This window comes from Aeromonas sp. FDAARGOS 1416 (assembly GCF_019048085.1).
GTDB classification, from domain to species: Bacteria; Pseudomonadota; Gammaproteobacteria; order Enterobacterales; family Aeromonadaceae; genus Aeromonas; species Aeromonas veronii.
In genome coordinates this window covers 1,649,455-1,675,221 of the sequence record NZ_CP077301.1, presented here as the reverse complement: position 1 = coordinate 1,675,221, position 25,767 = coordinate 1,649,455, and the positions used below count along the sequence as shown (strand labels likewise).

21 protein-coding genes, 7 tRNA genes and 1 pseudogene are annotated in these 25,767 nt (G+C 60.0%); 21 read left to right on the top strand and 8 right to left on the bottom strand.

Annotated features, from left to right (window positions below; all coding sequences use genetic code 11):
- Positions 1 to 15: 15 nt before the first annotated feature.
- Entirely contained in the window at positions 16 to 2,079 is a 2,064-nt protein-coding gene (gene glgX, locus I6L46_RS07470; RefSeq protein WP_216977773.1) for a glycogen debranching protein GlgX, read from the bottom strand.
- Positions 2,080 to 2,275: 196 nt separating this feature from the next.
- Here glgX and I6L46_RS07465 point away from each other — a divergent pair.
- The 9 genes from I6L46_RS07465 (at position 2,276) to yjjG (ending at position 5,714) form a co-directional block, all read left to right on the top strand.
- Positions 2,276 to 2,352: transfer RNA gene (locus I6L46_RS07465), tRNA-Met, on the top strand.
- A 94-nt stretch (positions 2,353 to 2,446) separates the two neighbouring features.
- A tRNA-Met gene (locus I6L46_RS07460) sits at positions 2,447 to 2,523 on the top strand.
- Positions 2,524 to 2,611: 88 nt separating this feature from the next.
- Positions 2,612 to 2,688, top strand: a tRNA-Met gene (locus I6L46_RS07455).
- Positions 2,689 to 2,776: 88 nt separating this feature from the next.
- A tRNA-Met gene (locus I6L46_RS07450) sits at positions 2,777 to 2,853 on the top strand.
- A gap of 88 nt (positions 2,854 to 2,941) precedes the next feature.
- Positions 2,942 to 3,018, top strand: a tRNA-Met gene (locus I6L46_RS07445).
- A gap of 88 nt (positions 3,019 to 3,106) precedes the next feature.
- Positions 3,107 to 3,183 (top strand) — tRNA-Met (locus tag I6L46_RS07440).
- An 88-nt stretch (positions 3,184 to 3,271) separates the two neighbouring features.
- A tRNA-Met gene (locus I6L46_RS07435) sits at positions 3,272 to 3,348 on the top strand.
- A gap of 171 nt (positions 3,349 to 3,519) precedes the next feature.
- A complete protein-coding gene (locus I6L46_RS07430; protein WP_216978027.1) occupies positions 3,520 to 5,019 on the top strand; it encodes a leucyl aminopeptidase family protein in 1,500 nt (499 codons plus the stop codon).
- A gap of 14 nt (positions 5,020 to 5,033) precedes the next feature.
- Positions 5,034 to 5,714: a pyrimidine 5'-nucleotidase gene (gene yjjG / locus I6L46_RS07425; protein ID WP_139408360.1), complete on the top strand. Its 681-nt coding sequence runs from the start codon at positions 5,034 to 5,036 to the stop codon at positions 5,712 to 5,714.
- 117 nt (positions 5,715 to 5,831) lie between these two features.
- Here the strand turns inward: yjjG and I6L46_RS07420 are convergent, their stop codons facing one another.
- From I6L46_RS07420 to dusC, 3 genes are all read right to left on the bottom strand, one after another.
- Positions 5,832 to 6,551 (bottom strand): ABC transporter substrate-binding protein, encoded by a 720-nt coding sequence (locus tag I6L46_RS07420; protein ID WP_139408358.1) that lies wholly within the window; start codon positions 6,549 to 6,551, stop codon positions 5,832 to 5,834.
- Between the two features lie 160 nt (positions 6,552 to 6,711).
- A complete protein-coding gene (locus tag I6L46_RS07415) occupies positions 6,712 to 7,080 on the bottom strand; it encodes a hypothetical protein (RefSeq protein ID WP_005333451.1) in 369 nt (122 codons plus the stop codon).
- Positions 7,081 to 7,177: 97 nt separating this feature from the next.
- Complete coding sequence (gene dusC, locus I6L46_RS07410; protein WP_216977772.1) at positions 7,178 to 8,122, bottom strand: tRNA dihydrouridine(16) synthase DusC; 945 nt, start codon at positions 8,120 to 8,122, stop codon at positions 7,178 to 7,180.
- Positions 8,123 to 8,245: 123 nt separating this feature from the next.
- On the opposite strand from dusC, the gene I6L46_RS07405 reads away from it, so the two are divergent.
- From I6L46_RS07405 to nfo, 5 genes are all read left to right on the top strand, one after another.
- Positions 8,246 to 8,623: a YbaN family protein gene (locus tag I6L46_RS07405; RefSeq protein ID WP_064335934.1), complete on the top strand. Its 378-nt coding sequence runs from the start codon at positions 8,246 to 8,248 to the stop codon at positions 8,621 to 8,623.
- A 134-nt stretch (positions 8,624 to 8,757) separates the two neighbouring features.
- Positions 8,758 to 9,303, top strand: a complete 546-nt coding sequence (gene apt, locus I6L46_RS07400) for an adenine phosphoribosyltransferase (protein WP_005352403.1) — start codon at positions 8,758 to 8,760, stop codon at positions 9,301 to 9,303.
- Between the two features lie 172 nt (positions 9,304 to 9,475).
- Positions 9,476 to 12,016, top strand: coding sequence for a DNA polymerase III subunit gamma/tau (dnaX, locus tag I6L46_RS07395; protein ID WP_216977771.1), 2,541 nt, complete (start codon positions 9,476 to 9,478; stop codon positions 12,014 to 12,016).
- 114 nt (positions 12,017 to 12,130) lie between these two features.
- Positions 12,131 to 12,460, top strand: coding sequence for a YbaB/EbfC family nucleoid-associated protein (locus I6L46_RS07390; protein ID WP_005333445.1), 330 nt, complete (start codon positions 12,131 to 12,133; stop codon positions 12,458 to 12,460).
- A 317-nt stretch (positions 12,461 to 12,777) separates the two neighbouring features.
- Entirely contained in the window at positions 12,778 to 13,620 is an 843-nt protein-coding gene (gene nfo / locus I6L46_RS07385; RefSeq protein WP_216977770.1) for a deoxyribonuclease IV, read from the top strand.
- Between the two features lie 93 nt (positions 13,621 to 13,713).
- Here nfo and I6L46_RS07380 read toward each other — a convergent pair whose 3' ends face one another.
- Positions 13,714 to 14,619: a LysR substrate-binding domain-containing protein gene (locus I6L46_RS07380; protein WP_216977769.1), complete on the bottom strand. Its 906-nt coding sequence runs from the start codon at positions 14,617 to 14,619 to the stop codon at positions 13,714 to 13,716.
- Positions 14,620 to 14,721: 102 nt separating this feature from the next.
- On the opposite strand from I6L46_RS07380, the gene I6L46_RS07375 reads away from it, so the two are divergent.
- The 5 genes and pseudogenes from I6L46_RS07375 to I6L46_RS07355 all read left to right on the top strand — a co-directional run bounded on the left by I6L46_RS07375 (position 14,722) and on the right by I6L46_RS07355 (position 20,561).
- The gene (locus I6L46_RS07375) at positions 14,722 to 15,714 is read left to right on the top strand and encodes a TDT family transporter (protein WP_216977768.1); all 993 of its coding nucleotides are present in this window, start codon (positions 14,722 to 14,724) and stop codon (positions 15,712 to 15,714) included.
- 258 nt (positions 15,715 to 15,972) lie between these two features.
- On the top strand, positions 15,973 to 16,962 hold the full coding sequence (lpxM, locus tag I6L46_RS07370) for a lauroyl-Kdo(2)-lipid IV(A) myristoyltransferase (RefSeq protein ID WP_216977767.1): 990 nt from the start codon (positions 15,973 to 15,975) through the stop codon (positions 16,960 to 16,962).
- Positions 16,963 to 17,112: 150 nt separating this feature from the next.
- On the top strand, positions 17,113 to 18,108 hold the full coding sequence (locus I6L46_RS07365; RefSeq protein WP_216977766.1) for a lauroyl-Kdo(2)-lipid IV(A) myristoyltransferase: 996 nt from the start codon (positions 17,113 to 17,115) through the stop codon (positions 18,106 to 18,108).
- A 195-nt stretch (positions 18,109 to 18,303) separates the two neighbouring features.
- Positions 18,304 to 19,164, top strand: a complete 861-nt coding sequence (locus I6L46_RS07360; protein ID WP_216977765.1) for a PA4780 family RIO1-like protein kinase — start codon at positions 18,304 to 18,306, stop codon at positions 19,162 to 19,164.
- Positions 19,165 to 19,285: 121 nt separating this feature from the next.
- A pseudogene (locus tag I6L46_RS07355) lies at positions 19,286 to 20,561 on the top strand (IS4 family transposase).
- Positions 20,562 to 20,608: 47 nt separating this feature from the next.
- Here the strand turns inward: I6L46_RS07355 and I6L46_RS07350 are convergent.
- Together I6L46_RS07350 and I6L46_RS07345 are read right to left on the bottom strand one after the other, a co-directional pair.
- Entirely contained in the window at positions 20,609 to 21,133 is a 525-nt protein-coding gene (locus tag I6L46_RS07350; RefSeq protein ID WP_216977764.1) for a GNAT family N-acetyltransferase, read from the bottom strand.
- Positions 21,130 to 22,368 (bottom strand): GGDEF domain-containing protein, encoded by a 1,239-nt coding sequence (locus tag I6L46_RS07345; RefSeq protein WP_216977763.1) that lies wholly within the window; start codon positions 22,366 to 22,368, stop codon positions 21,130 to 21,132. Before I6L46_RS07345 ends, I6L46_RS07350 begins: the two co-directional genes overlap by 4 nt.
- 25 nt (positions 22,369 to 22,393) lie before the next feature.
- Here I6L46_RS07345 and I6L46_RS20775 point away from each other — a divergent pair, with 25 nt between their 5' ends.
- On the top strand, positions 22,394 to 22,522 hold the full coding sequence (locus tag I6L46_RS20775) for a hypothetical protein (protein WP_302054299.1): 129 nt from the start codon (positions 22,394 to 22,396) through the stop codon (positions 22,520 to 22,522).
- A 109-nt stretch (positions 22,523 to 22,631) separates the two neighbouring features.
- On the opposite strand, the gene I6L46_RS07340 is transcribed toward I6L46_RS20775, so the two are convergent.
- A complete protein-coding gene (locus I6L46_RS07340) occupies positions 22,632 to 23,126 on the bottom strand; it encodes a prolyl-tRNA synthetase associated domain-containing protein (protein WP_216977762.1) in 495 nt (164 codons plus the stop codon).
- A 166-nt stretch (positions 23,127 to 23,292) separates the two neighbouring features.
- Between I6L46_RS07340 and I6L46_RS07335 the strand changes: the two genes are divergently transcribed.
- Positions 23,293 to 25,719, top strand: coding sequence for a DNA polymerase II (locus tag I6L46_RS07335; protein ID WP_216977761.1), 2,427 nt, complete (start codon positions 23,293 to 23,295; stop codon positions 25,717 to 25,719).
- Positions 25,720 to 25,767: the final 48 nt, after the last annotated feature.

Below are 25,767 nucleotides of genomic sequence, written 5' to 3'. Positions count from 1 at the left end.
ATTCACAGCAATCGATCAATAGAAATCGTCGGCCCCGCAGATAAAGAGGCAACTGCTGCGTGGCTGGGCCAGATATTCGCGGGTCAATCCCTCCAGCGGCATGCCGAAGGTGCAGATATCCTGCGGCGAGGGGAGGGCGGTATCGAGGATCCGCCGCCAGTAGCCGCCGACCCCCTTGGGGGGGCTCGGCAGGTTGAAGGTGAGGGGCTCCCAGTAGGCGTTGAACAGCACATAGAGCGCCAGCTTGGTTTCGCTCGACAGCGCCGACATTGCGATGGCGTGGGAGTGGGGGCTGAAATCCGGTTGCCCGGCGTTGACCCCGTGCCAGCAGATCTCGCTGTGGCGCAGGATCTCGGTGAGTGACAGCGGCATGCTCTCCTGCTCCGGGCGCTGGAACAGGTGTTTGCGGTATTGGATCAGCTCCTTCATAAAGCGGAACATCTCCTGACTGCGGGCATTGGGCAGCCAGTTCATCCAGCAGGTGGCATTGTCCTGACAGTAGCCGTTGTTGTTGCCCCGCTGGGTGCGCAGCAGCTCGTCTCCCATCAGCAGCATGGGGGAGCCCACCGAGAGCAGGGTCGCCACCATCATGTTTTTGGCCTGACGCATCCGCAGGGCGTTGATCTGGGGATCTTCCGTTACCCCTTCATGGCCGTGGTTCCAGCTGAAGTTATGATCGCAGCCGTCACGGTTCTCCTCCCCGTTGGCCTCGTTGTGCTTGCTGTTGTAACTGGCCCAGTCCCACAGGGTAAAACCGTCGTGGCAGGTAACGAAGTTGATGCTTTTCTCGGGATCGGCGTGGTGATAGTGGTAGATGTCGGGACTGCCGCAGAGCCGCTCGACAAAGGCGGTGACGCTGTTGTCATCCCCGCGCAGGAAGCGGCGCACATCATCCCGGAACTGGCCGTTCCACTCACGCCAGCGGGCGCCGGCCAGTGACCCCACCTGATAGAGTCCCCCCGCGTCCCAGGCTTCGGCAATCAGCTTGATGTCGGCGATGTTGGGGTCGGTATCTATGGTGCGCAAGGTAGGCGCATTGGCCTGCGGTTGACCCGATTCATCCCGCGACAGAATGGCAGCCAGATCAAACCGAAAGCCATCGACGTGCATCTCCTGACGCCAGAAGTGGAGGCTGTCCATGATCATCCGCAGCACCACCGGATGGGCGCCGTTGAAGGTGTTGCCGCAGCCCGAATAGTTGGTGTCCTTCTGGTTGTTGTCGAGGATGTAGTAGGCCTCGTTGTCGATGCCGCGAAACGAGAAGGTGGGGCCATCATCTCCCCCTTCGGCGGTGTGGTTGTAAACCACGTCCAGGATCACCTCGATATTGGCCTTGTGCAGCGCCTTGACCATGTCGCGAAACTCGGTCAGCGGATCATCGCCGCAGGCGTATTGAGCGTGGGGGGCGAAAAAGGACATGGGGCTGTAACCCCAGTAGTTGGAGAGTCCTTTGGGCGCATCCTGAGGATCGAACTGGAACACCGGCAGCAGCTCGACGGCGGTGACACCGAGAGATTGCAGGTAGGGGATCTTCTCAATCAGCCCTAGATAGGTGCCACGCAGCGCCGGATCGACCCCGGAGCTCGGGGACTTGGTAAAGCCCCCCAGATGCAGCTCGTAGATCACCGAGCGGGAGAGGGAGTGAGCGGGCAGTTTGTCTCCTTCCCAGTCGTAGTAGCGAGTATCAACCACCTTGTTCTTGGCGCAACAAGCCAGATTGCTGCCTGGACGGGCCGCCGCCCATCGATCGTAATTGGCGCCAAGCTCGATGCTGCGGCCGTAAGGGTCGAGCAACACCTTCTCGGCATCGAAGCGGGTGCCGCCATATGGGCGCCACGGGCCCTGAATGCGATAGGCGTAACGTTGCCCGACCGAGATCCCCTCCACATGGATATGCCAGTAGTAGGCGGTGCGGTTGAGGCGCGGGGAGAGGGGGATCACCTCGGGGGTCGCATCGTCTGCGCTTGCGAAGAGCAGCAGTTCGACCCGGCTGGCGAGGCGTGCCCAGATCGCAAAGTTGACGCCGTGACTGTCGGGTGTGGCCCCCAACTGACGGCAGTGACCGGCGGAGATGCGCATATTCTACCTACCCAAAATGAGGAGTGTTCACCTTATTGAGTGTAGTGCCGGATACCTGGTAAGGACTCGATTGCCTGAAAAAACAGCATGATGCTGCTAATGACCGCACTATTTGTCCGATTAATCTACGAATAAACTTTTTTTGAGATATTTACTTGCAATCTGTGCGCTGGCGCCTATTATTGGCGACCTCAGACGCGGGGTGGAGCAGCCCGGTAGCTCGTCGGGCTCATAACCCGAAGGTCGTCAGTTCAAATCTGGCCCCCGCAACCATCTGAGATCCTGACCAGTCAAACCGGTGTAACCGGTTGGTGGAAAAGGAGAAATCGAACTGGCTACTGCTCGGCCACTTCGAGAAAAATTCGGACGCGGGGTGGAGCAGCTCGGTAGCTCGTCGGGCTCATAACCCGAAGGTCGTCGGTTCAAATCCGGCCCCCGCAACCAACTCTTTCGTCAGCTTGCGATGGTCTAAACAATCGAAAGCAGACAAACGCCATCAAGCTACTGCTCGGCTTGAGGGTGACAATTCGGACGCGGGGTGGAGCAGCTCGGTAGCTCGTCGGGCTCATAACCCGAAGGTCGTCGGTTCAAATCCGGCCCCCGCAACCAACTTTTTCGTCAGCCTGCGATTGCGTAAACAATCGAAGGCAGACAAACGCCATCAAGCTACTGCTCGGCTTGAGGGTGACAATTCGGACGCGGGGTGGAGCAGCTCGGTAGCTCGTCGGGCTCATAACCCGAAGGTCGTCGGTTCAAATCCGGCCCCCGCAACCAACTTTTTCGTCAGCTTGCGATTGTATAAATAGTCGAAAGCAGACAAACGCCACCAAGCTACTGCTCGGCTTGAGGGTGACAATTCGGACGCGGGGTGGAGCAGCTCGGTAGCTCGTCGGGCTCATAACCCGAAGGTCGTCGGTTCAAATCCGGCCCCCGCAACCAACTCTTTCGTCAGCTTGCGATTGTATAAATAGTCGAAAGCAGACAAACGCCACCAAGCTACTGCTCGGCTTGAGGGTGACAATTCGGACGCGGGGTGGAGCAGCTCGGTAGCTCGTCGGGCTCATAACCCGAAGGTCGTCGGTTCAAATCCGGCCCCCGCAACCAACTCTTTCGTCAGCTTGCGATTGTATAAACAGTCGAAGGCAGACAAACGCCAACAAGCTACTGCTCGGCTTAGGGGTGACAATTCGGACGCGGGGTGGAGCAGCTCGGTAGCTCGTCGGGCTCATAACCCGAAGGTCGTCGGTTCAAATCCGGCCCCCGCAACCAACTTTCTGTACGTTCCCTTCCTGCATTGCCAATCATTGAACAATCCTTCTTGATGCTCGTCACCATCTGGTGATTGCTGCTATTTCTGACGCTTTTTCAAGACCAAAACTGGTCGTATCAACCATTTGTTGGGTATCATCAGGTATCTCTTCATGGATGAGGCACGCGCCTGTGATCACTCCCTTCACCTATCTTCCTCCTGCTATTGAAAGCCGGGATGCCACGCTGGCCGAAGCCCTTGCCCAAGGGCTGCCGTTGCAACTGCTGCTGATCGCCGAAGAGCAGAAGGAGTCCTTGCTTTCGCTCCCCGCCCTTGCGGGTCTCCAGACCCAGCTTGCGTTGGGGAAAAAAGCGCCCTTTACCCTGATGCATGGCAATACCCTGTTGCAGGTGATGTTTGTGGCCGGCAGTGTGACGCGGGATCACCGCCTCTATAAACAGATCAGAGGCTGGATTGCTCCTCTTTCTGGGCTCAATGTGGAGCGGTTCGGGCTGCATCTGGAAGGTTTTTCTCCCTCCGAGCGAGTGATGCTGGCCGAAGTGATGTTGTCGGCCCTGCTTGCCGCCAATATTTCGTTGCCCACCAGCAAGCGCCGCAGTGAAAGCAGTTGGAGCTATCAGCAGATCAAGGTTTCACCCGCGGTGGTGCTGGACTTGGCACGCCTTTACAGCGAAGCGGGGGGCAACGGGCTGGCTCGCCATCTGGCGGTGTTGCCTGCCTCCGAGCTGACGGCCGCCAGCTATCGCGAGTTTGTCAGCAAGCTGGCGCAAGATGAGGGGTGGCAGTGTCATCACTATGATCAGGCACAGCTGGCCGAGTTGGGGGCGGGGGCGTTTCTGGCCGTTGCTCGTGGCTCGGAAGACAATCAGGGGGCCATGGTCAAGCTCAGCTACTATCCACCCAAGCCGGTGCGCCGCATTGCGTTGGTGGGCAAGGGGATCTGCCACGACTCTGGCGGTTACAACCTCAAGGTCTCCGGCAGCATGTATGGCATGCATCTGGACATGGGGGGGAGCGCGGTGGCGCTGGGGGCCCTCTACGCTATCAGCCGAGCTCAGCTACCCTACGAGGTACACTGCTGGCTGGCCATTGCCGAGAACCATATCGGCCCTCACGCCTATCGCCCCGGTGAGGTGGTGACTGCCATCAATGGCACCTCCATCGAGGTGGTCGATACCGATGCCGAAGGGCGAATGGTACTGGCCGATACCCTGGCGATGGCGGTGCAGGATACCCCGGATCTGCTGCTCGATTACGCAACCCTGACCGGGGCCTGCAAACGGGCGCTGGGTAGCCGCTACAGCGGCGTCTTTACCAATCGCAGCGAATGGATTGCATCACTGGTCAATCTGGGTCAGCGCAGCGGCGAGCGGATCTGGCCCTTCCCGCTTGATGACGATTATGACGACAACATCGAAAGCGAGTGGGCCGATCTGTTGCAGTGTGCGCCGGGCAGTTCGCCGGATCACATTGATGCGGCCCGTTTCCTCGCCCACTTCGTGCCCGAGCAGACTCCCTGGCTGCACTTCGACCTGAGCGGTTTTCGCAACAAGGGGGGCAATGGGGTGGTCTCCAGCGAAGTGACCGGCTTCGGCGTGCGTCTCACGCTGGATCTGCTGGCCAGCCCGCTTGGCAGAGTTGGTCGCCAAGCCTCTGAACAATCTGAATGATTACAAGGATTTCTGTGAAACAACCAAGCTATGACTGGGTGCTGTTCGATTTGGATGAAACCCTGCTCGATTTTCCGGTCGCCTCTGCGCTGACGCACACCCTGCAGATCTATGGTGTACAGGCTGATGACGCCAGCATGGCGCAGTACCACGCCCTCAACCATGGGCTCTGGCAGCAGTACAACGACGGCGAGATCGATGCAACGGCGTTGCAGCAGACCCGCTTCTCCCTCTTTGCCCAGCAGGTTGCCGCCGATCCCATGGCGATGAACAACACCTTTCTGGAGCAAATCATTGCCCTTAGCATGCCTCTTGAAGGGGTGGTCGAGACCCTGCAACAGCTGCGCACCAAGGTGCGGATGGGGATCATCACCAATGGTTTCAGCGTGCCTCAGCGGGGGCGGCTCGGCAAACTGGGCTGGAGCGAGTGGTTCGAGCCGCTGGTGATCTCCGACGAGATCCGGGTGACCAAGCCGGCGCCAGCTATTTTCCAGCACACCCTCTCCCTGATGGGGCAGCCAGATCCGGCCCGGGTGCTGATGGTGGGGGATAACCCGAAAACCGATATTGCCGGGGCGGCGGCGCAGGGGCTGGCAACCTGCTGGTACAACCCGGCGCGGCAAGCGGGCGAGTGCGATGCCACCCACGAAATCCACCACTTCGCCCACCTTGCCGACATTGTGCTGGGACGCTGATAGCCAGGCTTAACCCATCACGTTATCGGTGACCAAAACGTCCTGGCAAGTTGCAACCAGGGTTGTTTGAAACAGGATTGGGTTTGCTTGAGACTGCAAGGGGAGCAGATGCTCCCCTTACTTATGAGTGTTTTCCTGTGAATGCAGGGATCTGAACTGGTAGCGATCGAGGATCTGCTGATAGTCGGGGCTCTGTTTCAATTGATCGATAGCCTGATTGATCCGCTGCAGTTGCGCTTCTGTGGTGCTCTCTTTGCTCAGCATCAGGTGAACCGGTGTCAGTTCGATATGCAGTAGAATATACAGCTTGTCCTGCACGCCATCCTTACCCTGCCACTCCTGCAGTCCGTGGGGATCCAGAATAAACCCCTGGATCCGTCCCCCTTGCAACATCTTCAGCAGCTGATCCAGCCGCAGGCGCATCTGCAAACGGGGCTGCAGCTCGGGCCTTGCCATCAACTGGCGGAAGGTATTGCCGTAATCAAAGCCCTTGAGCACCCCGATATGAAAGTCAGGGGTGTTGATCAACTGCTCCAGGGTGGTGATCCCGCTCCAGCGCTCGGCATCTTGCCGACGGATGACGATGGCCGTTTCCTCTTCCCGATAGGGGTGGCTGAAGCGGGCATATTGCTGCCGCTCGGCGGTGATATTGGCTGACATAGCCAGTTGAACCGTGCCGAATTTCAGCTCGTGCAACACGCGAGCCCAGGGCATTTCACTGAATCTGGCCTGATAACCGGCACGCAGGAAGATGGCGTTGAGCAGCTCCACATCCAGTCCGCGGAGCTGTTGCTGTTCATTGCGATAACTGAAGGGCTGCCAGTCGACCCAGCCCACGACCAATGACTCCTGTGCCGTAGCCTGGCAACACAAACACCATAACAACAAGAGTCTGTACACAACGCATACCCTCGAACAGGCTGATACGGTGAGTATTGGACAGGAACGACGGAGTAACCAGTGCTGAGGGTTGAGCGGATGCACAGATGTGCATCCTTCACAGTTCGTGGGCGTGGAATCCCTTGCGATAACGGGTTTCACAGCGCGGGCAGCGTTGCAGGGTCGGATCCTGTTCCAGCTGTTCGATGGAAAGCGGCTCTTCACAATCGGAGCAAAGGCCATAGAGGCCAAGATCCATCTGGCAGAGTGCCGCATCGATCCGCTTGAGGCGGGCCACGCTCTGCTCAACCTTCGGTAGATCCAGCCGGCTGGTCAGTTCCACCAGTTGATCCTGCTCGCAGTGACCGACCTGTTCGGCCCACTCGTCACGGCGGCAGGCTTTAAGCTGACCGATCAGCGTTTCTCTTACTTGGGCCCAGTCTGACAGCAGGCGATTACGCCAGACAGTCAACTGTGCTTGCGTCATTTCACACACATTATCCCCCACAGGACAGACGACAGATTCGGGGCAGTATAGGGATCCGATAACTCTATCAAGATGATATGCGTCAAGTTAAACGTGGTTAGCCGTGGCTTTTGGCTGCTTGCAGCAGGGCATCGCGGATGGGAGCCGTCTCTTTGAGCACCCGGATCTCCTGAAACAGCAGGTCCGCTTCGGGATATTCCCGCTTGAGATAGCTGAACCACTGTTTGATGCGGCTGGGGTAGTAGTCGGCTTTTTCGCTGGCCAGATCCTGCTCGGTATAGCTCACCATCAACTGCAGCACCTCGGCCCAGCTCATGTGCGGGCAGCCGGTTTTCATCACGTTGGCCAGATTGGGCAGGGAGATGGCGCCGCGCCCGACCATCAGGGCATCGCAACCCGAGACCCTGGCGCAGGTGAGGGCATCTTTATGATCCCAAATTTCGCCGTTGGCGGTGACGGGGATGGGCAGGGCGCGGCGAATGGCGTCCACATATTCCCAGTGGGCGGGGGCCTTGTACCCTTCGCGCTTGGTGCGGGCATGAACGGCCAGCTCGTTGGCGCCCCCCTGGAAGACCGCCTGAGCGTTCTCCAGATAGAGATCCTTGTCATCGTAACCGAGGCGAATTTTGGCGCTCACCGGCAGATGGGCGGGCACCGCCTCGCGTACCGCCTTGACGATGCGGTAGATGGTCTCGGGCTCTTTGAGCAGCACCGCACCGCCCTTGCTCTTGTTGACCGTTGGGGCTGGACAGCCGAAGTTGAGATCGACGCCGGGGGAGCCCAGCTCGATGGCGCGCACGGCGTTCTCGGCCAGCCACTCGGGGTGTTGCCCCAGCAGTTGTACCCGCACCGGGGTGCCTGCGCGGGTTTTGCCATCTTGCAGCAGTTCAGGGCAGAGGCGGTAGAACACCTTGGCGGGCAGCAGCTGATCGACGACCCGGATAAACTCGCTCACGCAGAGATCGTAATCATTGACGGAGGTGAGTACCTCCCGCATCAGGTGATCCAGTACCCCCTGCATGGGGGCCAAAATAACGCGCATAACGGCTTTCCGACGAGAGTGGCAAGAAAAAAGAGCGCAGATTGTAGTGGTGTTGCGGCCCGCTGTCAGCACCCGCTCAAACTCTGTTAGGCTAGAGGGAGATAAATCACGCAAGGAGAAGGAATGAAGCGTTGGTGTCTGATGGCGCTCGGGTGGCTGGCATTTGCCACTGGTATTGTGGGCATTGTGCTGCCGCTCTTGCCGACTACCCCCTTCATGTTGCTGGCTGCCGCCCTGTTTGCCCGCTCGTCGCCCCGTTTTCATCGCTGGCTGTTGACCCATCCCTGGTTTGGCCCGCCCATCGTCGATTGGCAACAGTATCGCGGCATTCGTCGTCAGGCCAGACGGCGCGCCATTATCTTCATTTTGCTCACCTTTTCGGTGTCGCTGGCGGTGGTGCCACTGCTGTGGGTCAAGGGGTTGCTGGTTATCATAATGGTGATCCTGCTCACCTGGTTAATGCGTCTGCCGGTGCTGGAGCCAGTTGCAATGGTGAAGTGAAGTCCCTAAGCTATTGCAGCAATAATGCTATGGAGTCGGCCTGTCATTTTTGCGTGACAGGCTTTTTTATTTCCCGCAGAAGGGAATTGAGAAAAAATGGCCACCCCTGGGTCAAAAAAATAAGCGGTCAACACATGAATCCGGAAACCCTGAAATTTATCGAAGCAAGCATCAAGACCATTCCCGACTATCCGAAGCCGGGCATTCTGTTTCGTGACATTACCAGCCTGATCGAGAACGCCGAGGCCTTCAAGGCCACCATCGATCTGCTGGCCAATCATTATCGTGATCAAGGGATCACCAAGATTGTTGGCACCGAAGCTCGCGGCTTCATCTTTGGCGCGCCGGTTGCCTATGCCATGGGGCTGGGCTTCGTGCCGGTCCGCAAGCCGGGCAAGCTGCCGCGCGAAGTGATCGAGGAGTCTTATGCCCTCGAGTACGGCACCGACACCCTGCAACTGCACACCGATGCCATCGTGCCCGGTGACAAGGTGCTGGTCGTGGACGATCTGCTGGCGACCGGTGGTACCGTCGATGCGACCGTCAAGCTGATCCGCCGTGCCGGTGGTGAAGTTGCCGATGCGGCCTTCATCATCTCCCTGCCGTCTCTGGGGGGCGATGCCCGCCTGACTGCCGCTGGCATCAAGGTGGTCTCACTGGTCGAGCTGGCCGGCGAGTAATGCCTCTTCGGCCCGATCCTCTGCATCGGGCCTGCATTGAACCGGTGCCCTTGCGGGCATCGGTTTGAAAATCAAGCGATCCCTCCCGCTCTCACCGATAGCCGATACAGCCAGCCCGCCATTTGTGTTAGCATCCGGCCTCAATGCCCTGTCTTCCCTGCATGATGGATTTATGAGCTATCAGGTTCTGGCGCGTAAATGGCGCCCCCATACGTTTGAACAAGTGGTAGGCCAGCAACATGTGCTGACCGCCTTGACCAACGCCCTGGATCAGGGACGGCTGCATCACGCCTATCTACTGAGCGGTACCCGTGGGGTCGGCAAGACCACCATCGCCCGTATTCTGGCCAAGAGCCTCAACTGCGAGCAGGGGATCAGCAGCCACCCATGCGGTGTCTGCGATACCTGCCGCGAGATCGATCAGGGCAACTTTGTCGACTTGCTGGAGATTGACGCGGCGTCGCGAACCAAGGTGGAAGATACCCGTGAGCTGCTCGACAACGTGCAGTACCGCCCGGCCCGTGGCCGCTTCAAGGTCTACCTCATCGATGAAGTGCACATGTTGTCGCGCCACAGCTTCAACGCGTTGCTGAAAACCCTGGAAGAGCCCCCCCCCTATGTGAAGTTTCTGCTGGCCACCACGGATCCGCAGAAGCTGCCCATCACCATTCTCTCGCGCTGTCTGCAGTTTCATCTGAAGAGTCTGGAGCAGACCCAGATCGCCAAGCAGCTCGAATGGGTGCTGGATCAGGAGGGGCAGCACTTCGAGCCACGCGCCCTGCTGGCCCTGGCCAAAGCCGCCGACGGCAGTATGCGCGATGCCCTGAGCCTGACCGATCAGGCGCTGGCCCACGGTAACGGCAGCGTGCGCCTCGAGAGCGTGCTGGCGATGCTGGGGACGCTCGATCACCGCCATCTGCACCAGCTGCTGGAAGCCATTTTGCGGCAAGATGCCCCCGCGGCCATGGCCAAGATCACCGAGATCGCCACCCTGGGCCCCGATTTTGATCAGCTCCACGCCGAGCTGGAAGGCTTGCTCCATCGTATCGCTATGGCGCAGCTGCTGCCTGCCAGTGTGCAGGAGCAGGGGGCGGATGCTGATTCCCTGCTGCAACTGGCCAAGGCGATGAGCCCGGAAGAGGTGCAGCTCTGCTACCAAATTGTGCTAAGTGGCCGTAAAGATCTGCCCTGGGCCCCCGATGGCCGCACCGCGCTGGAGATGACCTGCCTGCGGATGCTCGCCTTCTCGCCAAGGCGCGATGCCCTGCATCCGGCCAGCCTCACTGCGCTGCCCCCGTCAATGACGAGCAATGCCACTCCGGTAGCCTCCTTGCCGGGAAAGCGCCCGGCCGCTGAATCGGCCACACTGGCACCGATCAGCGGCGCCGTGCCCGCGGTTGATGTCTCCCTGCCTGCGATGACGGATGACATCGGCAACCCCGCCGACAGCGAGGAGGATGCGCAAGCCGCCGAGCTGTTCAGTCAGCAGGATGAGCTGCTGCGCGAGGCTGTGGGCATGGGGTATCAACCAGAGCCCGCGTTGACCCATGCGCAGCCCGATGTGTCTGCGCACTCAGCTGCACAGCCCGCAGATGCGGATGAACAAGCTTCTGCCGCAGCCTACGCGGACCATTCCCGTGGCGAGTCGCTGACTGCCAGCATCGAGCCCGCGCTCGAACCGACAACCACGTCGGTTAGCGCACCTGAAGCTGTTTCAGCGGTGTCGAGCATGCAGAGCCTGCTTGGCAAGCGAAACATGCTGCGCAGCCGCCAGCGTGGTCAGGAAGCCCCAGCGGCGCCCGCGCCGCGCGCGGTGCCGGTTGCGCCAGCTCGCCCTGTCGCGCCCGCTGCTGCACCGGCCGTCGCGCAACAGCCAGCTCCGGTCAGCCAACCGGCCGGGCAGGGGATGGCGACGATGGGTCACTATGATGATCTGCCGCCAGTGGATCTCTATGGCGACGGTTACGAGCCGCAGAGTGACAACGGGGAATACGAAGAGTACCTCAATCAGGGCTTTGCCGGGCAGACTCAGGTGATGAGCCACGCCCCCGTCACGGCACCGGCTCAGCCAACCGATCTGCCCCCCTGGGATCTCGACGGGCAGCCGAGCTATCGACCCGGCGAGCGCAGCGCTGCGGCGCCTGCGGTGACGCCAGCCCCTGCGACCCAGCAGCCCGTTGCAAGCACGGTAGTGGCTGCTGCCCTTGTGACGCAGGATGAATCCCCTCAGCCAGTGATGGAGACCATCGACTGGGATGAGCTCGAGAGCGACAGCGAGCCGCAAGAGGGGGAGGCGACACGTCTGATTCCCTCCTCGCTGCTCAATGGTTGCGGTGACGCTTGGGCCGAGTTGATCGCTCACACTCAGGTGGGAGGGCGGCTGCGCCAGTTGGCCATCAACTCGGTGATGACGCGGGAAGGGGACAAGGTACTGCTAACTCTCAAGCCCGAGCAGCGCCATCTGGTGAGCGACAAGGCGCGCGCCGATCTGGCCGAGATCATCGGGCCAGCGCTGGGTCAACCGGTGCAGGTCGAGGTGACGCTCGGTGTGGTGCCTGACCAGGAGACTCCCCTTGAGATCGAACATCGCCTTTATCTCGGGGTGCGCGAGCAGGTGACCCGGGATCTGGAGCAGGATCCCAACGTGCAGTTTTTAGTTCAGCGGTTTGGTGCCGTGCTTCATCACGAGAGCATCGAGCCCCTCAACCGCTAAATTCCGTGGCCGGGAGCTTGCTTCCGGTTGAAAAGCAGTTTGGCTGTCCCCATCTAGGACAGACAAGCCCACAGCCCGGCGCTGGATGCCGGATTTCAAGACGAGAGACGACATATGTTTGGTAAAGGTGGAATGGGGAACCTGATGAAACAGGCCCAACAGATGCAAGAGCGTATGCAGAAGGCGCAAGAGCAGCTGGCTCAGATGGAAGTGACCGGTGAAGCCGGTGCTGGCATGGTCAAGGTTACCATGACCGGTAGCCACAGCGTCCGTCGCATCGAGATCGACCCCTCCCTGATGGAAGATGACAAGGAGCTGCTGGAAGATCTGGTCGCTGCCGCTTGCAACGATGCCGTGCGTCGTGTGGAAGAGCAGAACAAGGCCAAGATGGGTGAACTGACCGGTGGCATGCAACTGCCGCCAGGCTTCAAGATGCCCTTCTAAGGCGACTCTCCCCGCGCATTCTTGCTACCTTGTCGCTGGCCATTCGGGCCACGGCAAGGGGGACGGCCGAGAGACCCAAAGACGCAGCGTTATTGCTCAGGCGATACGCTGCGTTTTTTATGGGCGCCATGCTGGCGTGGACGGGCTCTAACTATACCTTCTGGGGAGAGGTTGCCACAGTGCAGGCCGATTGCGCCATGAAACGCAGCCGCTTTGCCAAGGCAGCGCTATTTGTCGATACCCGCTATCGGATATCCCGGTTTGGCGTGGCCGGGCTGGATCGGCATAATGGCGGCTTGCCGTATCGAGGAGATTGTATGAAATATATCGGAGCCCACGTCAGTGCGGCCGGCGGGGTGGAGAATACCATCGCCCGCGCCCAGGCCATCGGGGCCAACGCGTTTGCCCTCTTTACCAAGAATCAACGTCAGTGGCAGGCGGCTCCCTTGTCGGATGCCACCATCAGTGCCTTCAAGGCGGCTTGTGACAAGGCCGGTTTTCTGCCGGAGCAGATCCTGCCCCACGACAGCTATCTCATCAATCTGGGCCACCCGGATCCCGATGGTCTGGCCAAATCCCGCGATGCGTTTCTCGACGAGATGAAGCGCTGCGAGCAGCTGGGGCTTTGCTATCTGAACTTCCACCCCGGTAGCCATCTCAAGCAGATCCCTGAGGCGGCCAGCCTCAAGTTGGTGAGCGAGTCCATCAACTGGGCGCTGGAGCGCAGTGAAGGGGTGACGGCGGTGATCGAGAATACCGCCGGGCAGGGGACCAATCTCGGCTGGTCGTTCGAGCACCTTGCCACCATCATCGAAGGGGTGGAGGACAAGAGCAGGGTCGGGATCTGTTTCGATACCTGCCACGCCTTTGCCGCGGGTTACGATCTGCGCACCGCCGAGAGCTGCGCTGCCGTCTTTGCCGAGTTCGACCGTACGGTGGGTTTTCACTATCTCAAGGGGATGCATATCAACGGCGCCAAGTGTACCTTCGGCAGCCGGGTCGATCGCCACCACAGCTTGCGGGAGGGCAATCTGGGGGAAGCAGTATTCCACCACATTATGAATGATGAGCACTTCGATCGCATTCCGCTGATCCTCGAGACCATTGACGAGTCCATCTGGGGCGAGGAGATCAGCTGGTTGCGCAGTCTGGCGAAGTGATACTCAGAAGCGAATCAAAGAGAGGGAGCCGCGGCTCCCTCTCTACTTTTTCCCATTGGCGGGCGGGCGTGCCAGCGGCGCTCCGAGCGCGCGTTACTCTGCGCGGCTCACCTTGGCATCCTTCACCTGAGCCCGGCAGAAGTGGATAAAGTGGCGCAGGGAGGTGGAGTGGTACTTCTGCTTGTGCCAGATAAGGGAGAGCTGGCGCGGGAAGCGGCGGGAGAGGGGCAGGGCGATCAGCCGCCCATCTGCCAGGCGATCCGAGGCTGCCAGCCGGGAGATAAAGGAGATGCCAAGCCCCTTCTCCACCGCCAGCATCACCGCCTCCAGAGTGTTGAGTTCAAGCCCTGGTTGCCAGCGGGGCAGCTCGGGCTGGATCTGCTGGATAAATTGCTCGCGGCTGCCCGATTGTGCTTCACGCAATACCCAGGTCTCGCCCCCCAGACGGGAGAGGGAGAGCTCCTTCTTGTTGGCTAGCGGGTGACCGGGTGGGGCTACCACCAGCATCTCGTCCTGCAGCCAGGGTTCGGCGAGCAGGTCGGGGTGGTGGTTCTCCCCCTCGATCAGCGCCATATCCAGCTCGAAGTTGGCCAGCGCATGGCAGAGCAGGTGAGTGTTGTTGATGGTCACCTTGGGGGGGAGTCCCAGCTCCTGTTTGCTGCTGGCGAGCAGGGTGGGGAGCAGGTAGTTGCCGATGGTCTGGCTGGCACCAAGGCGCAGCTGGCCGCTCGGTTCGGCATCGGGGCTGAACAGGTTCTCGATATCCTGCATCCGGGTCAGCAGTTCTTCAGCAGCTGGTTGCAGCAGGCGCCCCTCGTTGTTGAGCTGCAATCTGGGGTGAATGCGGTCAAACAGCGGGGTGGAGAGCTGGCGTTCCAGCTCCTGCAGCGACTGGGAGACAGCCCCTTTGCTCAGGCAGAGCTCGTTGGCGGCAAGGCCAAGGTTTCCATAACGGGCAATGGTGGCGAACACTTTCAGCTGCTGCAGGGTCAGTTTCATCGTGTTTGGTTTTCCTGAATGATTGATTTAATTCATTTAGATATCGTAAACGATAAGGGACCATTATCCTATCGCCATAGTCATCAATAGAAAGGTGTCATCATGATCGCAAGAACCCGTAAATCACTGGCTGGCGCCCCAACCCCCATGGCGGGTCTGGCGCTGGGCATCGCCAGCCTTGGTTGGTGTTGGGAAAATGCCGGTCACTTCGATGGCCGGATGCAACTGCTGGGCGCTGCAATTGCTGCCGTGCTGCTGGTGATCCTGACCTTCAAGTTTCTGCTTCACCCCCGCCTGCTGTTGCAGGATCTCGCTCACCCCGTAGTCGGCAGTGTGGTACCGACCTATGCCATGGGTACCATGGTGGTCTCCAAAGCGCTCGGTATGATTGCGCCGCAAGCGGGCGAGGCCCTCTGGCTGTTTGCCGTAGCTGTTCACCTGCTGTTCCTGGCCACCTTTATCTGGCATCGCGCCAAAGAGTTTGAAATTCACCACATGGTGCCGAGCTGGTTCGTGCCACCGGTGGGGATCATTGTGGCTGACGTCGCCTTCCCGGGTGGTCAGTTTGCCCCGCTGGCCAACGGTCTGCTTTGGTTCGGGATCATCTGCTACGGCCTGATGCTGCCGCTGATGCTCTATCGCCTGATCTTCAGCCATGAAGTGCCGGATGCCGCCAAACCGACCATCGCCATTCTGGCGGCCCCTGCCAGCCTCTCTCTGGCCGGTTACCTGACCGTCAGCCAGGAGCCGTCACTGCTGCTGGTGGCAGTGCTGTTGGGGATCGCCATCCTGATGACCGGTATCATCTATCTGGCCTTTATCAAACTGCTGCGTCTGCCTTTCTCGCCCGGTTATGCCGCCTTCACCTTCCCGCTGGTGATCGGTGCCACCGCTCTGTTCAAAGTGGCTCATCTGGTGGAAGGGTTTGCGCAAGGGAGTCACTACGTCGAGCAGATCAGCCTGCTGGCCCACTTCGAGCTGGGGGTGGCTACCGTGATCGTCGGGTATGTGGCACTGCGTTACCTGATGTTTTTTCTGCCGCAGCGTAATACCGAAATGAATAACGGCATGGCCCGCCAGGGTGCTCACCGTTAAATCTTGAAGAAGATGTGACATCGGGAAATGGATAAGCAGTGCGCTCCGAGAGCGACGGGATAAACGACCAGTCATACGATGGATGGACAAAGAGCCTCCACCCTGGTTGTGTAACGAGCAAAATGCCCCGCGGTGCGGGGCATTTTTTTATGGTTTTTTGATGTGGCGCTCGTGGCGGGCTATTTGCCATGGATTTAACTGGTATTACCTGTCAGGACGACTACAATGCAGCACCACTTTTTCGCTCGACCCCAATACATGTCGTCCCAAGATCCCGTATTTGACTCCTCTTTTGAAGCCCGTTTTCTGCATCCCCGCTACTGGTTCAGCTGGCTGGCGCTCGGCGTGCTGATGTTGCTCGCCTTTGTGCCGGTGCGATTGCGCGACCGTTTGGCCGAAGCCTTGGCACCGCTGGTGTTTCGTATCTCGAAAAAACAGATCTATATCGCCAGAACCAATCTGGAGATCTGCTTCCCGGACAAGAGCCCGGAAGAGCGGGATACCATTGCACTGACCTCGATCCGGGTCGGCCTCAAGAGTCTGTTGGGATTTGGCGAGTTCACCATGCGCAGTCAGCGTTATTTGATGAGCCGGATCCAGGTGATCGGTTGGGAGCATATCGAGGCGGAGCGGGCTGCCGGTCGTCCGGTGATCCTGGTAGTGCCCCATACTTGGCCGGTGGATGCCGCCGGTTACTGCTTCACCCAGCGCGGGGTGCCCATGTGCACCATGATGAAACGGGCGCGCAATCCGGTGTTTGATTGGCACCTCAACCGTGCACGAGCCAAGAACGGTTGCCGCGTCTATGAGCGCAGCGCCGGGATCAAGGCGGTGATCAGGACCATCAAGAGCGGTCGCAGCTTCTTCTATCTGCCGGATCAGGATCATGGCCGCGAGAAGAGCATCTTCGTCCCCTTCTTTGGCTATCCCAAAGCGACCCTGCCTGCCTTGCCCCGTCTGGTGCAGGTCAGTGGCGCCAAGGCGGTGCCGCTGCTCGCCTGCTATGACGAAGAGAACCACTGCTACCGGCTGGAGATTGAGGCACCGTTCGACAACTATCCCACCGAGGATGTGATGGCCGATACCTGTCGCATGAACGACATGGTGCAACAGCAGCTGATGCGCCATCCGGGCCAGTACATGTGGTTCCTCAAGATCTTCGATACCCGTCAGGATCAGGAGGGGCTGGATGGCCTATACGAGGCGGGGATCCAGCGGATCCGCAAGGGATTGTCGCCCCACGGCTGACCCAGAATTTGGATTGATTGAAATGGCCCCAGGTGGGCCATTTTTTATGATAACTAGTCTGATCAGTGCCTTGCAGGCTGATGGCCAGCCTCCCCAGGGTAGAAAAAAATGTCAGGATAACTACAATAACCGTTTGTTTTTGATGACTTGATGGCCGCCATGTCTGCGTTAGATCCGGTATTTGATACCTCATTTCATAGCCGCCTGCTGCATCCCAAATGGTGGGGCAGCTGGTGTGCGCTGGGCCTGCTTTCCCTGCTGGCATTTACCCCCGCGAGACTGAGGGATCGCTTTGCCGATCTGGTCTCTCCAACCCTGCTGCGTTTTTCGAAAAAGCAGGCCTATATCGCCGATACCAACCTCAAGATCTGCTTTCCCGAGCTGGATGCCGCAGCACGTCAGGCGCTGCTGCTCAAATCGATCCGGGTCGGGCTCAAGACCTTTATGGGCTTTGGCGAGCTCAGCTGGCGCAGCAAGGCGCGGCTGACCCGCCGCATCAAGGTCACCGGCTGGGAGCATGTGCAAGCGGAGCAGGCTGCGGGCTGCCCGGTGATTCTGGTGGTGCCTCACACCTGGGCGGTCGACATGATTGGCCGCTACTTCTCCATGATGGGCATTGAGATGTGCACCATGATGAAGAGCCCGAAAGATCAGGTGTTCGACTGGTACATCAACCGCGAGCGGGCCAAAGGGGGCAAAGTGTACGAGCGCAGCGCCGGGATCAAACCGGCGATCAAGTCGATCCGCGCCGGTGCCAGTTTTTTTTACCTGCCGGATCAGGATCACGGCCGCGAGGCGAGCGTGTTTGTTCCCTTTTTTGGTCGCCCCAAGGCAACCCTGCCCGCGCTGCCCAAGCTGGTGAAGCTGACCGGTGCCAGAGCGGTGCCCATCTTCGCCAGCTATGACGAGGATGAGGGGTGCTATCTGCTGGAGATTGAGCCGCCGTTTGACCCTTATCCCACCGCCGATCTGCTGGCAGACGTCAATACCATGAACCGGGTGGTAGAGATGCAGGTGGCGCGCCATCCCGAGCAGTACATGTGGTTTCTCAAGATCTTCGAAACCCTGGAGCATCAGGAGGGGGATGACGGCCTCTATGAAGCGGGGATCCAGCGCATTCGTCAGGGCTTGCCGCCCGAACCTTGAAAATTGGCCCGCTTGCGGGCCATTTTTGTTGGCACAGGCGCCTTTCGTATTTGGTCTGCTGCTGGTGGTTTTTAAGGCGAACGGGTGGACAAAAACAGCGCAAACAGGGGATAACAGGGTGTCTTATGAAAGGGAGAGGCAGGTGAGCGTGCGCGGAGCTATCTTCGAGAGCGGAAATAGGGTAAAAGGGCGGCCATGAAAATTCCAAATCGAATCCAACCTCTGGTTGATGACGGCCTGGTCGATGAGGTCGTCAGCCGGTTGATGAGCGGCAAAGAGGCCGATGTCTATGTGGTGCGCTGCGGCGACGAGATCCGCTGCGCCAAAGTCTATAAAGAGGCGTCCAAGCGCAGCTTCAAGCAGGCCGTGGTCTATCAGGAGGGGCGCAAGGTGCGTAACAGCCGCAGCGCTCGCGCCATGGAGAAGGGCTCCAAGTACGGCCGCAAACAGCATGAAGAGGTGTGGCAGAACACCGAGGTCGACGCCCTGTTCAAGCTGGCGGCGGCCGGTGTGCGGGTGCCACAGCCCTATGTCTGCCTCGATGGTGTCCTCTTGATGGAAGTTATCACCGATGAGGATGGCAATGTCGCGCCGCGCCTCAACGATGTGGCGCTTACCCCCGAGCAGGCGGTCATCGACCATGCCAAGGTGATCCGTTACGTGGTGCGGATGCTCTGCGCCGGTCTTATCCACGGCGATCTCTCCGAGTTCAATGTGCTGGTGGATGAACAGGGCCCCGTCATCATCGACCTGCCCCAGGTGGTGGATGCCGCCGCCAACAACCAGGCCAAGGCGATGCTGGAGCGGGACGTCAACAACATGCGCAACTACTACGGCATGTATGCCCCCGAACTGCTCAAGACCCGTTATGCCCAGGAGATGTGGGCGCTGTTTGAAGATGGCAAGCTCACCCCCGATAGCGAGCTGACCGGCCACTTTGAAGAGAGCCGCGCCGCCATCGATCTCGATTCGGTGCTGCAGGAGATTGAGAGCGCCGAGGAGGAGGCCTATGCCCGTCAGGCCCGGATGAAGGCGGAACAGGAAGACAGCTACTAACGGTCTTGCCACGTTCGCAAAAAGAGCGCCTTCGGGGCTAATGCCGATCAGTTAAGGATCCATTGACCGATCCTCCTGATGTGTAAAAATCCGAAATCTGTTGATTGGTTTCGGATTTTTTATGCGTATCGACCAGGCTCTCGATTTCCTCCACGCTAGCAATGCTGCTCGCCGAAGAGGATGTCGTGACCCTGCGTCGCCGCCGCATGCCCATGGAGCGCCTGGTCTGGGCCATCATCGGCATGGCTATCTTCCGCCACGTCTCCATGACCCAGCTGGTCAATCAGCTCGATATCCTCTTGCCCGGCGACCGCCCCTTTGTCGCCCCCAGCGCCTTTCTGCAAGCTCGCCAAAAACTGGGGGACAAGAGCATTGAGCGGCTGTTTCACGAGACCGCCGTAGGCTGGCATCAGCAGGCCAATCATCCCGGTTGGGCTGGGCTGCAACGGCTCGCCGTCGATGGCGTGATGTGGCGCACCCCCGATACCCAGGACAATGCCGCTGCTTTTACCAAACCGGGCACCCAGCATGGCGAGACCACCTATCCGCAGGTGCGCATGCTCTGTCAGATGGAGCTGACCAGCCACCTGCTCACGCAAGCCGTCATGGAGAGCTGCGCCGTCAACGAGATGGTGTTGGCCGAACAGCTTGTCGCACGCACGCCGGACCACTCGCTCACCCTATTCGACAAGGGGTTTTACTCTCTCGGTCTGCTCCACGCATGGCAGAGTGCGGGCGTTGAGCGACACTGGTTGCTGCCGCTCAAAAAGGGCACCCAATACCAGGTGGTGCGCAAACTGGGGCGCCAGGATGTACTGGTCTTGCTGAAAACCAGCCCACAGGCGAGGAAGAAGTGGCCGCACCTGCCGGACACAGTGGAAGCCCGCCTGCTGACTCGCACTATCAACGGCAAAGAGCGGCAGGTACTGACCTCGATGGTCGACCCGATGCGTTTCCCGGGGGCTGACATCGTCGAGCTCTACAGCCACCGCTGGGAAATCGAGTTGGGCTATCGGGAGATGAAGCACAGCCTGCAACAACACCGGCTGACCCTGCGCAGCAAGAAGGCAGCGGGGATACGGCAAGAGCTGTGGGGCGTGCTGCTGGCGTACAACCTGCTGCGCAGCCAGATGGTAAAGATGGCGGCGAGTCTGAAAGGATACACGGCGAGTCAGCTGAGTTTTCACATGGCGTTGGTCTATCTTATCCATGAACTGAGCTGCATGCCGTACCTGTCACCGGGGAGTATCCCGAAGCGGGTGGCGGAGCTGGATAAGCAGGCGGGGCAGTTTGTATTACCGGAGCGAAGGGAGCGGAGTTACCCCCGCAGTGTGAAGCCAAGGCCACAGAAGTACAGTGTGAAAAAAACCAATAAAAACAATGCCAGTCAGGCCTAACTGACTGGCATTACGCCTTCGGGGCGCTCTTTTTATTGGTGCTGCGGCTATGGTCGGCTGGGGCTGGGGGCTAGCTGATACATCTCCAGCCAGTTGCGATCCCCCGGATGGAAGCGCCGCCCCAGCAACACGCCCCCGGCGGCCGTAATGACCTTGCGGGAGGCCAGATTATCTTCGCCGCAGCAGATCAGCACCGGCGCTGCCAGCACCTGTTGTTGCACCCAGCGCAGCAGCACGGTCGCGGCCCCTTCGCCACGGCGAGAGGGGCGGGTTTCGTAACCGATATGACCCAGCCACTGGCGGGTTGCCTTATTGTCACCGTGACGAAGACGCAGGGTGGCGATGATCTCCTCGCCATCGAGGGCAAAATAGGTGGTGGTCGGCAGGTATCCACTGGGCAAGTTGCGCCCTTTGGCGTGATCCAGCAGGCTCTGTAGCCAGCCGTCCGGGTCAAATTGCGCCACCTGATAGAGCGGCTGTCCGTCCTCGGCGCATTCGGTGACATAGCGATGGTAAGCCGGGGCATCTGCCAGCCTGGCCGGTCGGCACTGCAGAGCGAGAACTGCGCTCATGGCAGGACCGCGCAGGGCGGCAGCGGTTGCGGTTCGTTGTGGTGGAGCTCCTGTACGCAGGCCCGTTGCCTCCCAGCCTGTTTGGCGGCGTAAAGGGCCCGATCCGCGCGCAGGTAGGCCGCTTCAAACCCCTCGTCAGGATGCAGCGAGGTGAGGCCGATGCTGAGGCTGATGGGGCCACCGGCCAGCGCCCGAGTCGCCTCGGCGATCTGCTGTTGCAGGCTGTGGCAGTAGTCGGGCAGGGTCTGCGGGTCCGCCATCAGCAGCAGGGCCAGCTCATCGCCGCCAAGCCGACCGGCCATGCCCTCGGCAGGCAGGGTATTGGTGATCACCCGACCCACGGCCCGCAGCATGGCATCACCGGCGGGGTGGCCGTGTCGGTCGTTGATCTGCTTGAAGTTGTCCAGATCGATCAGCAGCAGCTGGCTAGGGCTAGCTATCTCGCGGGCACGGAGGGCCACCTGGCGCTCGAAATAGTGGCGGCTGAACAGGCCGGTCAGCTCATCCTGATTGGCGCGCCGCTCCAGCTTGCGCTGGGTGGCCAGCAGGGCTTGCTGCTGGCGGGTGTGGACCAGGTTCAGCAGCAGATAACTGCGGGCGATGGTAAAGAGCAGGCTGAGCAGGATCACAGGCCCGAGCAGCGGGTCGGTGAAGGAGTTGGCCGCCAGCTCCGGCTGCCAGAGGTGTTTGGCGATCCGCAGTAGTTGCAACAGCAGTTGCAGGCCGAGCAGCAGAATGGCAAAGCGCAGCACCCGATAGACGGGGGCCAGCCGCTGGTAGCGCCAGAGCTGCCAGATAAGCAGCGCAATCTGCAGCGAGAGCACGCCGGAGAGCACGATGATCCGGCTGTGCACATCAAAGAGGGGTTGCTGCAGGGCGGTCAGGGCAAACAGGACAAAACCGCCGAGGGTAACGGCGGGCAGCAGCCAGCCCAGTTGGTCGGCTTCACGGCGAAAGAAGTGGCGCATCCCCCGTTCATAGAGCAGGGTGGTCGACATCAACAGCAGGTTGGTGCAGAGAATATTGGCAAGGGATGCATTTCCCTCAAGGGGGCGCAGCAGCAGGCAGCAAAAAGCCCCCGCGATAACCAGTTCCCCCGCTGACCAGTAGATCAATGCCCTGATCTGGCGATGGGTGTGCCACATGGCGGCGAAAATGGTGGCGACCCCCACATGTGACAGCGTGACGAACAGCACCAGACTCAACAACTGGGCCGAGGAAAACAGACTTGGCATCAAGGGGCTCTCTGGGAAGTCACCTGTGAACGAACAGGCGATGGGGTATCGCCCGCTGGCAGTGGCCGATCACAACATGAATCCAACCTATTATCAATTGGTTAAATGGCCGAATGTGCTCACCTCCGACTTCTTGCTCGATGGCAATTGCTGACTCGATTTATTAGCGCACAAGGAGCCATTTTATTGTCTTGTCAGTCAATTTCGCTGCGTGAAAGGTGGTTGTGTTGGCGGCAGGGTGAACCCAACCGCCAGACGTTGTGCTAATTGCAGGTTGTAGCAGGCAAGCGCATTACGATGGCCTCCCTGTCCAGATGGGTCAGCAGACGGCGCACGTCGTCGAGGCGGATGATCAGAGTCGCGGTGTTGACCAACGGATGGCACTGCACCTGTTCGGCCTGCCAGATGGCCTCATCCACCACCAGCTCTACCGCTTTTTCCCTGTCGCGCACTATGGCGAGCAGGGTGACCGAACCCGGGGTGAGGCCAAGCACGGCCTCGAGCCGCTCGGGGGAGCCAAAGCTCAGCCGTTTGACCCCGAGCATTGCTGCCAGCGCCTTGAGGTCGACCCGGTGCTCCTCCGGACTCACCACCAGAAACAGCCGCTCGCTTTTCGGGTCGCGCAAAAAGAGGTTTTTGGTCTTGGCAGCGGGCAGGTCGGGCAGCAGCTTGCTCGCCTCCTCACAGGTAAACACCGGAGGATGGTCAAAGCGCTGGTAGGGGATAGCCAGCTGATCCAGCAGGGAATAGATTGCCACAAAGACTCCTTTCGTCGGCGAAGAGTGGTCAGAACGGGATGGGCGGGAATAACGACCGGATCGAGCTTACCAGTTTGACTCCCGCCTCGCAGCCAGCGTGACGATTGCGAGCAGGCACTGTATGAACGTACAATAGTCCCATTCTCGGACAGCCCCTTTACGCTTCATGACTGCAACCCTGCCCACCGTATCCGCCACTCCGCCCCTCGACGGTTTTATCCTGACCCGCCATGGTCGGGACGTGCGCGGTCGCAACGGGCTGCCTGCAACCACCGAAATCGTGATGTGGCTCTGGAGCGCGCAGGGGCCGGTGCGGGTGGTGGTGCCGGGGCAGGAGCCGGTGTTCTTTTTGCCGCAGAGCCATATGGCAGAAGCCGCCGAGCTGTTCAAAGGGGCCGGGGTGAGCGGGCGGTTTCGCCGCCTGCCGATGCACACCTTCGACGGTCGGCCTGTAGTGGGCTGCTATTTCATCACTCTGAGTGCCTTTCACCGTGCCATCGAGCTACTGCTTATTCGCGGGCTGGAGCACTTCGAGGCGGATATCCGGCTGCCGGAGCGGTTTCTGATGGAGCGTTTCATCACCGCTGGCGTGCGCTTCGATGGCCGGGCGGTAAAAAAGGGGGGCAAGCAGGGCTACTGGGAGGTGAACGAGGCGCGCTGCGCGCCGCAGGCGGTGACGCCAACCCTCTCCTGGGTGTCGCTGGATGTGGAGTGCGCCATGGACGGGGCGCTGTTCTCGGTCGGCCTTTACAGCGAGCAGGATGCGCGGGTCATCATGATCGGCACCCCGGAAGCGGATGCCGAGAGCTGGGGCACCCAAGTCCAGTGGGTGGCGGACGAGAGCGCCCTGCTGAGTGCGCTGGAGAGCTGGTTCAGTCACCATGACCCCGATCTGGTCATCGGCTGGAACGTGGTCAACTTTGACTTTCGCTTGCTGCTGCGCCGCGCCGAGCTTAACAAGCGGCGGCTGCGGCTCGGGCGGGGTCGTGAGCTCTGCTTCTGGCGCTCGTCACGGGGCGATCCCCAGACTGGCAACGTCATCATTCCCGGGCGCATGGTGCTCGACGGCATCGATACCCTGAAAAGCGCCACCTGGCAGTTTGCCAGCTACAGCCTGGATGCGGTGGCGAGCGAACTGCTCGGCCGTGGTAAAGATATCGAGGATGTGGCCAATCGGGGGGAGAAGATCACCGAGCTGTTCCACTCCGACAAGGAGGCGCTCGCCCGCTACAACCTGGAAGATTGCAAGCTGGTGTGGGAGATCTTCGATTACTGCCACCTCATCCCTTTTGCCATCGAGCGCGCCTCCCTCACCGGCCTTGAGCTGGACCGGGTAGGGGGCTCGGTGGCGGCGTTTACCAACCTCTATCTGCCGCGGCTCCATCGTGGCGGCTACGTGGCGCCCAATTTGCCGGCCGACGGTGGGCTGGCAAGCCCCGGCGGCTATGTGATGGACTCCAAACCCGGTCTCTATCGCCATGTGCTGGTGCTCGATTTCAAGAGCCTCTATCCCAGCATCATCCGCACCTTCTGCATCGACCCCATGGGGCTCATCGAAGGTCTGCAGCATCCCGAGCACGCCATTCCGGGCTTTCGCGGCGCCATGTTCTCCCGCGAGCGGCACTTCTTGCCGGAACTCATCGCCACCCTGTGGGCGGCGAGGGACAGAGCCAAGGCTGCCAGCAACAAGGCGCTCTCCCAGGCCATCAAGATCATCATGAACTCTTTCTACGGGGTGCTGGGGTCGGGGGGCTGCCGTTTCTATGATCCTCGCCTAGCCTCCTCCATCACCCTGCGTGGCCACAGCATCATGCAGCAGACCCGCGAGTGGATTGAGGCGAAGGGGTTCGAGGTGATCTATGGCGACACCGACTCCACCTTTGTCCATCTGGGGCGCGAGACCAGCCCCGATGAGGCGGACGAGATCGGCCAGCGACTGGCTCAAATGATCAACGATAACTGGGCTGCACTGATCAGGCGCGAGTTCGACCTGCCAAGTTATCTCGAGATCCAGTACGAGACCCACTATCGCCGCTTTCTGATGCCCACCATCCGCGGGCTGGAGAAGGGCAGCAAGAAGCGCTATGCGGGGCTGGTTGGCAAGGCCAGTGAGGGGAGTGAACAGCTGGTGTTCAAGGGGCTCGAATCGGTGCGCACCGACTGGACCATGCTGGCCAAGCAGTTTCAGACTCGCCTCTATGAGCTGGTGTTTCACGATGAAGATCCCAGCGGCTATGTGCGCACCATGGTGGATGAGACTCGCGCCGGTCGCCACGACGATCTGCTTATCTACCGCAAACGGCTGCGCCAGAAGCTCGAGGAGTATCAGAAGAATGTGCCGCCCCATGTGCGGGCAGCTCGGCTGGCCGATGAGGAGAACCTGCGCCGCGGTCTGCCCCAGCGCTATCAGCATCGGGGCGCCATCGCCTATCTGATGACCCTCAATGGCCCAGAACCGCTGGAGTACCGGCGCAGCGCCATCGATTACGAACACTATATCGACAAGCAGTTGCGGCCCATTGCCGATGCCATCCTGCCCTTTATCGGCGAGTCGTTCGACCGGATCTGTGGACAGCAGCTGGATCTTTTCTGATTGGTGCAAGTTGGCACTTTACTTCCCATGAATACTGGATAAAAATAC